Genomic DNA, 6,451 nt, shown 5'->3' with positions numbered 1-6,451 from the left:
GTGAGTGAGAAACAGTGTTCTAACCCTGTTTCTCACTCACGACCGCCGCGGCAGACCAGGTGACGGGAAGCGCGTGGACCCCGTAGTGCAGCATGTCGTCGCGCAGCGGGACCTGCTCCTGCGGCACTGCCAGCCGCAGCGCCGGGAAGCGGGTGAAGAGCGCCTCGAACCCCACCTGCATCGTGAACCGGGCGAGGTGCTGGCCGATGCACTGGTGCACGCCGTGGCCGAACGCGACGTGGCCCTGGGTCACCCGGCCGATGTCGAGCCGGTCGGGATCCGGGAAGCGCTCGGGGTCGCGGTTGGCCGCCGGGAGCGCGACGACCACCGTCTCGCCCGCGCGGATCACCTGCTCCCCCAGCTCGACGTCTTCCAGCGCCGCCCGGCTCGCGCCGAGGTGCGAGACCGTCAGGTAGCGCAGCAGTTCCTCGACGGCGTTGGGCCACAACGCCGGATCGGCCCGCAGGCGCTCGAGCTGGTCGCGGTGTTCGAACAGCGCGAAAGTGCCCAGTGCCAGCATGTTCGTCGTCGTGTCGAACCCGCCACCGACCAGTGCCCAGGCCAGGTTCACCAGCTCCGGCCGGTCGAGTTCGCCGGTGCGGGCCAGCTCGCCGAGCATGTCGTCGCCCGGGTTCTCGAACGCCGCGTCGACTAGCCTTTCGAGGGTGCCGCCGACGACCGTGATCGCGGCGATCAGCTCCTCCAGGGAGTAGCGCATCCGGGCCACGACGTTCAGGTGGTGCAGCAGTTCTTCGCGGTCGGCTTCGGGCACGCCGACCAGCTCGCACATGAGCCGGGTGGCCAGCGGCTCGGCGTAGGCGGTGACCAGCTCGGCTTCCGTTCCCCGCGTGGCCATCGCGTCCAGCAGCTCTCCGGCGATCCGTTCCGCGGCCGGGACCAGCTCCCGGGTGCGCCGCACGGTGAAGTACTTCGCGATCAGCTTCCGGTACCGCGCGTGGTCCGCGCCGTCCATCTTCGGGAACGCGCCGGGCGCGGCCGGTTCGGGCGTGTAGGTGTCCATCGGGAACGGCGGCGGCACGGCGAGCGCGACGAGGTCGTTGCGGTGGCTGAACCGGGCGTCGGCCAGCACGGCGCGGACGTCGGACAGCTTGGTCACCAGCCAGCCGGTGGCCGGGCCGGGGCTGACGTCGAACGCGAGCGGGCTGATCCCCCGCAGCGCCCGGTACTCGTCGGGCGGGTCGAACGGGCAGCTCCGCTTGACGGGCAACGACGACGGCTCGGTCACTTCCGGCTCCCTCCGGCCGGGTGCGCGGCGGCGACCCTGGCCTCGATTTCGTCGGCGGCGTGGACCGCCCCGCCCGCGGCGTGCACCTCGCGCCGCATGAGCTGGACGCGCCGGCGCACGGCGTCGTCCCGGTCGACGGCGAGCACCGCGTCCCGGATCCGCTCGGCCGTCACGGTTTCCTTGTCCAGCGAGGCACCCAAGCCGAGCCGCCGGATCTGCCGGGCGTTGATGTGCTGTTCCGGGTGGTGCGGCACGGCGATCACGGGGACGCCGAAGGACAGCGCCTCCATCAGGCTGCCCATCCCGCCCTGGCACAGGAACACCGAGCAGTGCGGCAGGACGTCGCCGTGCGCGACCCAGCGGTGGGCCTCCACATTGGACGGCAACGGCCCGAGCGTCGCCGGGTCCACGCGCTTGCCCAGGGTCAGCACCACCTGCCACGGCACGTCCGCGAACGCCTCGGCGCAGGTACGGAAGAACTCCGGCCGGTCGTTGACGGTGGTGCCCAGGGTGATCAGCACGACCGGGCGGCCGTCGGCGGGCGGGTGCCACGACGCCCCGGCCGGGCCGGCCGACGGTCCGACGAAGGCGAACCGCTCGTCGAAGGTCTCCCCGGCCGGCTGGAACGCCCGCGGCAGGAAGACCAGGGTGAACTCGTCGCCGCCGGTGAAGAACTCCTCCAGCGTCAAGGCTCCGAGGCCGTGCGCGGCCAGGTGCTCGCCCAGGCGTGTGACGAACCGGGCGATCGCCGGGTGCGCCGGGTCGACCGCCTCACCGAAGGTCTGGTTCTCCTTGGTGAGCGAGAAGTGCTCGTTGGACGCCACGGTGGCCGAAAGCTGCACGGTCGGCAGCCCGTGCTTGCGCGCCAGCAGCCGTCCCGGCGCCCACAGCGTCGTGTCGTAGACGAGCAGGTCCGGCGCGCACCGGTCGAAGACGCGTTCCACGGCGGGCAGCACGGCCATGCTCTGCTCGAGCAGGTGCAGCGGGGCCTTGGCGGCCTCGTCGGCGTCGGTGATGTCCGGCTGCGCGGTGGACAGGTCGCAGCCGTAGGCCGCGGCCCGGGCGCCGAGCGCGACGACCCGGTCCGCGAACTCGTCGGAGGTGAAGCAGGTGACCCGGTGGCCGCGGCGGACGAGCTCGGCGACCACCGGCAGTGCCGGGGTCATGTGCCCGTAGGCCGGGTACGGCAGGAAAGCGATGTCCCGTGCTTCGGTCATGACCGGCTCCTACGCGGCGGAAAGGGGTTCCGCGCCCCGGCGCTTGTAGCGCTCGATCAGCGAGAGCGCGGGCGAGGTGGCCACGGTGGTCACCAGGGTCATGACCACGAGCATCGCGAACATCGTCGGGCTGATCACCTTGAGGTCGAGCCCGATGTTCAGCACCGCCAGCTCGGTGAGCCCGCGGCAGTTCATCAACGCGCCCAGCGACCACGAATCCCGCTTGTCGATGCCGGACAGCCGCGCGGCGATCAGGCTGCCACCCCACTTGCCCAGCATCGCCACCGCGACGATCAGCAGGCACCACAGCCACAGCGCCGGGTCGGAGCCGATCAGGTCGAACTTCGTGCGGAGTCCGGTGTAGACGAAGAACAGCGGCAGCAGCAGCGTGACCGTCAGCGCGTGCATCTGGTCGGTGGCCTGGCGGATCGGCAGCGAACCGCGCGGCGTCACGGCGCCGAAGAGGAACGCGCCGAAGATCGGGTGGATGCCGATGGCGTTGGTGGCCAGCGCGGACAGCAGCAGCCCGGCCAGCAGCACGGACACGACTGCCGTGGTCGGCAGCGCCTTCTGCCCTTGCTCGGTCGGCGCGAACAGCCGGCGCAGCAGCGGGCGCACGATGAACAGCATGAAGGCGAAGAACGCGATCGTGAGCCCGACGGTCAGCAGCGTGGCGGCCATGGAGGTCGCGCTGGCGATGGCGACCACGAGCGCCAGCAGGCACCACGCGGTGATGTCGTCGACGGCGGCGCAGCTCAGCGCGAGCGCGGCGATCGGCAGCTTCGTCATCTTGCGGTCGGTGATGATCCGGGCCAGCACGGGGAACGCGGTGATGCTCATCGAGATCGCGAGGAACAACGCGAACGGCAGCCGGGCGACGCCGGCGCCGAGCGTCGGATGGAGCACGAACGCGAGCAAGACGCCGGACAGGAACGGGATCGCGACGCTGACGTGGCTCACCAGCACCGCGGCCTTGCTGCGGCGGCGGACCAGCTCGACGTCGAGCTCGTAGCCGACCAGGAACATGAAGATGACCAGGCCGATCTGGGCGAGCGTGTTGATCGTCGAGGCCAGGTAGTCGGGGAAGATCCAGTGGTAGGCGGCGGGCCACACCCAGCCGAGGAACGACGGCCCGAGGAGGATTCCGGCGAAGATCTCGCCGATCACCGCGGGCTGTGCGAGCCGCTGTGCGCCCGCCGAGAGCAGGCGGCAGGCCAGGAAGATCACCGGCAGGGCGAACAGCAGCTTGGCCACCGGGTCGGCCGCGCCGCCGGTGTGCCCGGTCGGGGCGTGGCCGTCCCCGCCGCCGGTGCGCAGCAGGAAGAACGCGGCCACGACCGGGAGGACCACCATGGCCAGGTACGAGATCCACGTCCGGCCCTTCCGGGTGGCCTCGGGCGCGGCGGGCTCGGTGGTGCGCTCGTCGAGCGATGACATGGCTGGTCTCTCCGATCGGACACAGCCGGTCGTGAGCGGGAAACAGTGTTCTAACCCTGTTTCCCACTCACGACCGGGGGGTCTGGCCTAGAACAGGGCGAGTGCCGAAGAAGAGGCCTTGAGGCTGCCGAGGTGCCCGTGCCACAGGTGCGTGGGGTCGGCCTCGACGGCGGCGACGTACTCCTTCATCGCGGTCAGGGCCGCCGGCTCCTCGGCGTCGTAGACGTCGCCCTGGAGCATCTGGATGACGTCCTTGCGGTAGCGGTCGTCGTCGATGAACGCGGTGAACAGCACGTTCAGCCGGTAGTACATCGAGATGAAGTCGTACCAGATGTTGACGCCCTTGCGGAGGGTGTTGACGTAGTTGTCGAACCGCTCCCGGCGGAAGTCACCGGCCTGGTGCGCGGCGATGACGTCCTTGGCCGCCAGGCGGGCGCTGTTCATCGCGACGCTGACGCCGCTGGAGAAGATCGGGTCGACGAAGCGGGCGGCGTCGCCGATGAGCACCAGCGAGTCGCCGGCGATCTGCTTCATGCCGTAGCTGTAGTCGCCCTCGGTCTTGAACTTCCGCACGCGCTTGGCGTTCTTCAGCGCGTCCAGCATCTCCGGCCGGGTGCCGACGGAGTTCCAGAAGAAGCCCTCGAGGTCGTCCTTGTGTTCCTTGAACTTCTCCTTCTGGGTGACGACGCCGATCGAGGTGATGGTCTCGGTGATCGGGATCTGCCAGACCCAGGTGTTCTCCTGCGGCAGGAAGTGCACGTGGATGTAGTCGGCGTCCTCGGGACGGCGCGCCAGCGACGCGCGGTCGAGACCCTCGAACCAGGTGTGCACCGCGTACTGGTTGAAGACCTTGTCCGGCACCTTGACCTTGAGCTGCTGGCCCAGCAGGGTCTGCCGGCCGGACGCGTCGAGCACGACGCGGACGGCGACCTCGATCGGCTGCTCGCCGATCTTGGCCTGCAGCACCGGCCGGTCGCGGTCGGTGAAGTCGACGCGGTTGACGCGGACGCCCTGGTAGACCTTGGCGCCGAGCTCTTCGGAGTGCTTCAGCAGCAGCGAGTCGAACTGACCGCGGTCGACGTGCCAGGCGTAGACGCGGTCGACGCCGTCCTGGTCACGCTCCTCGTAAGCGATTTCCGCGACGCCGAGGCCGTGCGACCCGGCGTCGAAGTCCAGCGTGCTGGTCGGGCGGGTGTCCGAAGAGGTCCACGCGGCGCCGTACTTGCGGGGGAAGCCGGCCGCCTCGACCTTGCCGATGACCCCGATGTCGTGCATCACGGGGATGACCGCGGGGACGAGGGACTCGCCGACGTGCTCGCGAGGGAACGTTTCGCCCTCGAAGACCACCACCGAAAGGCCGGCCTTCGCCAGGTAGGACGCCGCCGTGGAACCGGCCGGGCCACCGCCGATGATGCCGACATCGTAGTCGTAAGACACAGGTTCTCCGTTCAAGATCCGAAAAGGGGTCAGGCGACCGGCGCGCGCAGCGAAGTCACCAAGTCGGCGATGCTTTCGATGTCCTTGAAGTGACGGGCCACCATCTCCGTCGGGGGCACCCGCACGGAGAACTCCTCACGGATGTAGGCGACCAGCCGGGTGGTTTCGATCGAGTTGAGCAGGCCCCAGTCCAGCAACGGCGTGGTCGTGGTCAGTTCCCCCACGTCCTTGCCGTCCAACAGGTGCTTCTCGACGAACTCAACGAGCTTCCGCATGACGTCCACGCGCTCGTCGTCTGCCATGGTTCTTCCTCCAGTGACGGCACAGCTCCACGCACAGGGTTGTGCTGGGAATTCGGAAAAGATCAGTCGGTTCCGGCGTCGTGCGTGGCCTTGTTGCGCGCGCCACGACGGGGGCGCTCGAGGCGCTCGGTCTCGGCGTTGATGTGCTTGCGCGGGGCGAAGGCGACGTACCGGCCGCCGGACATCTTGGCCTTGAAGTTCTTCATCCAGCCGTGGTGCCCGAAGTTGCCGTGCTTGTCGAAGCCGACCAGCGAGATGCCGCTGCGGTCGTAGTGGCCGCCGACGAGCAGGCACCACTGCCGGAAGTCCGGGTACTCGTTGGTGAGGTGGCGGTAGGTGAGCACGAACGCGAGGTAACGGCGGAAGTCCATGCCGTCGAGGCCCTCTTCGTCGTAGACGCGGGAGATGGCCTGCGTGCTCTGGCCGAGCATTTCCGGGATCGGCGAGGCCGAGCAAACGAGCCAGTGCGACTCGTCGGTCATCGGGCTCTTGATCATGTTCTGCTCGACTTCCCAGCGGAAGTTCGTGTTGAGCTTGCCGGTCTCGATCATCTGCGCCTCGGAGATCTCCTGGGGCACGTAGATGAGCATTTCGTTGGTGGACTCGAGCTCATCGATCTCGGCCTGCGTGAACGGGCATGGCTTCACCGCGATTTCAGTGGTTCCATAGACTCCGTAAACCATGTCTTCGAGGTTCTCGGGCATGCGCATGGGCAACCGTCCTGAATTCCGTTTTTCGCGTGACTGATGTGTCGTCGATTTGTTTCTAGCACGAGGCCGTCTGGGGAAACCCTCAGAATTGGCGCGGGTGCC

Annotated in this window: 6 protein-coding genes; all 6 read right to left on the bottom strand. The window is 68.8% G+C overall.

Annotated elements, in window-relative coordinates; translation table 11 throughout:
- Positions 1–19: 19 nt before the first annotated feature.
- Positions 20–1,246 carry a cytochrome P450 gene (locus QQ657_RS54155; protein WP_284750311.1) on the bottom strand — a complete coding sequence of 409 codons (1,227 nt, stop codon included), beginning with the start codon at positions 1,244–1,246 and terminating at the stop codon, positions 20–22.
- Positions 1,243–2,463, bottom strand: a complete 1,221-nt coding sequence (locus tag QQ657_RS54150) for a macrolide family glycosyltransferase (protein ID WP_284750310.1) — start codon at positions 2,461–2,463, stop codon at positions 1,243–1,245. The genes QQ657_RS54155 and QQ657_RS54150 overlap by 4 nt, the downstream gene beginning before the upstream one ends.
- A 9-nt stretch (positions 2,464–2,472) precedes the next feature.
- Positions 2,473–3,900: a cation:proton antiporter domain-containing protein gene (locus QQ657_RS54145; RefSeq protein WP_284750309.1), complete on the bottom strand. Its 1,428-nt coding sequence runs from the start codon at positions 3,898–3,900 to the stop codon at positions 2,473–2,475.
- Between the two features lie 87 nt (positions 3,901–3,987).
- Positions 3,988–5,337: an NAD(P)/FAD-dependent oxidoreductase gene (locus tag QQ657_RS54140; protein ID WP_284750308.1), complete on the bottom strand. Its 1,350-nt coding sequence runs from the start codon at positions 5,335–5,337 to the stop codon at positions 3,988–3,990.
- Between the two features lie 29 nt (positions 5,338–5,366).
- Positions 5,367–5,639, bottom strand: a complete 273-nt coding sequence (locus tag QQ657_RS54135; protein WP_284750307.1) for an acyl carrier protein — start codon at positions 5,637–5,639, stop codon at positions 5,367–5,369.
- Between the two features lie 62 nt (positions 5,640–5,701).
- Positions 5,702–6,322 (bottom strand): hypothetical protein, encoded by a 621-nt coding sequence (locus QQ657_RS54130; protein ID WP_284750306.1) that lies wholly within the window; start codon positions 6,320–6,322, stop codon positions 5,702–5,704.
- Positions 6,323–6,451 lie beyond the last annotated feature (129 nt).

The sequence above is a fragment of the Amycolatopsis ponsaeliensis genome, assembly GCF_030182635.1.
Taxonomy (GTDB): domain Bacteria; phylum Actinomycetota; class Actinomycetes; order Mycobacteriales; family Pseudonocardiaceae; genus Amycolatopsis; species Amycolatopsis ponsaeliensis.
The sequence above is the reverse complement of the archived record's forward strand: the minus strand, read 5'-3'. Positions and strand labels throughout refer to the sequence as shown.

Bases quoted from the DNA above. Each gene is read 5' to 3' on its own strand.
- QQ657_RS54150 (WP_284750310.1), bottom strand. From the start codon at position 2,463: ATGACCGAAGCACGGGACATCGCTTTCCTGCCGTACCCGGCCTACGGG.
- QQ657_RS54145 (WP_284750309.1), bottom strand. From the start codon at position 3,900: ATGTCATCGCTCGACGAGCGCACCACCGAGCCCGCCGCGCCCGAGGCC.
- QQ657_RS54135 (WP_284750307.1), bottom strand. From the start codon at position 5,639: ATGGCAGACGACGAGCGCGTGGACGTCATGCGGAAGCTCGTTGAGTTC.
- QQ657_RS54130 (WP_284750306.1), bottom strand. From the start codon at position 6,322: ATGGTTTACGGAGTCTATGGAACCACTGAAATCGCGGTGAAGCCATGC.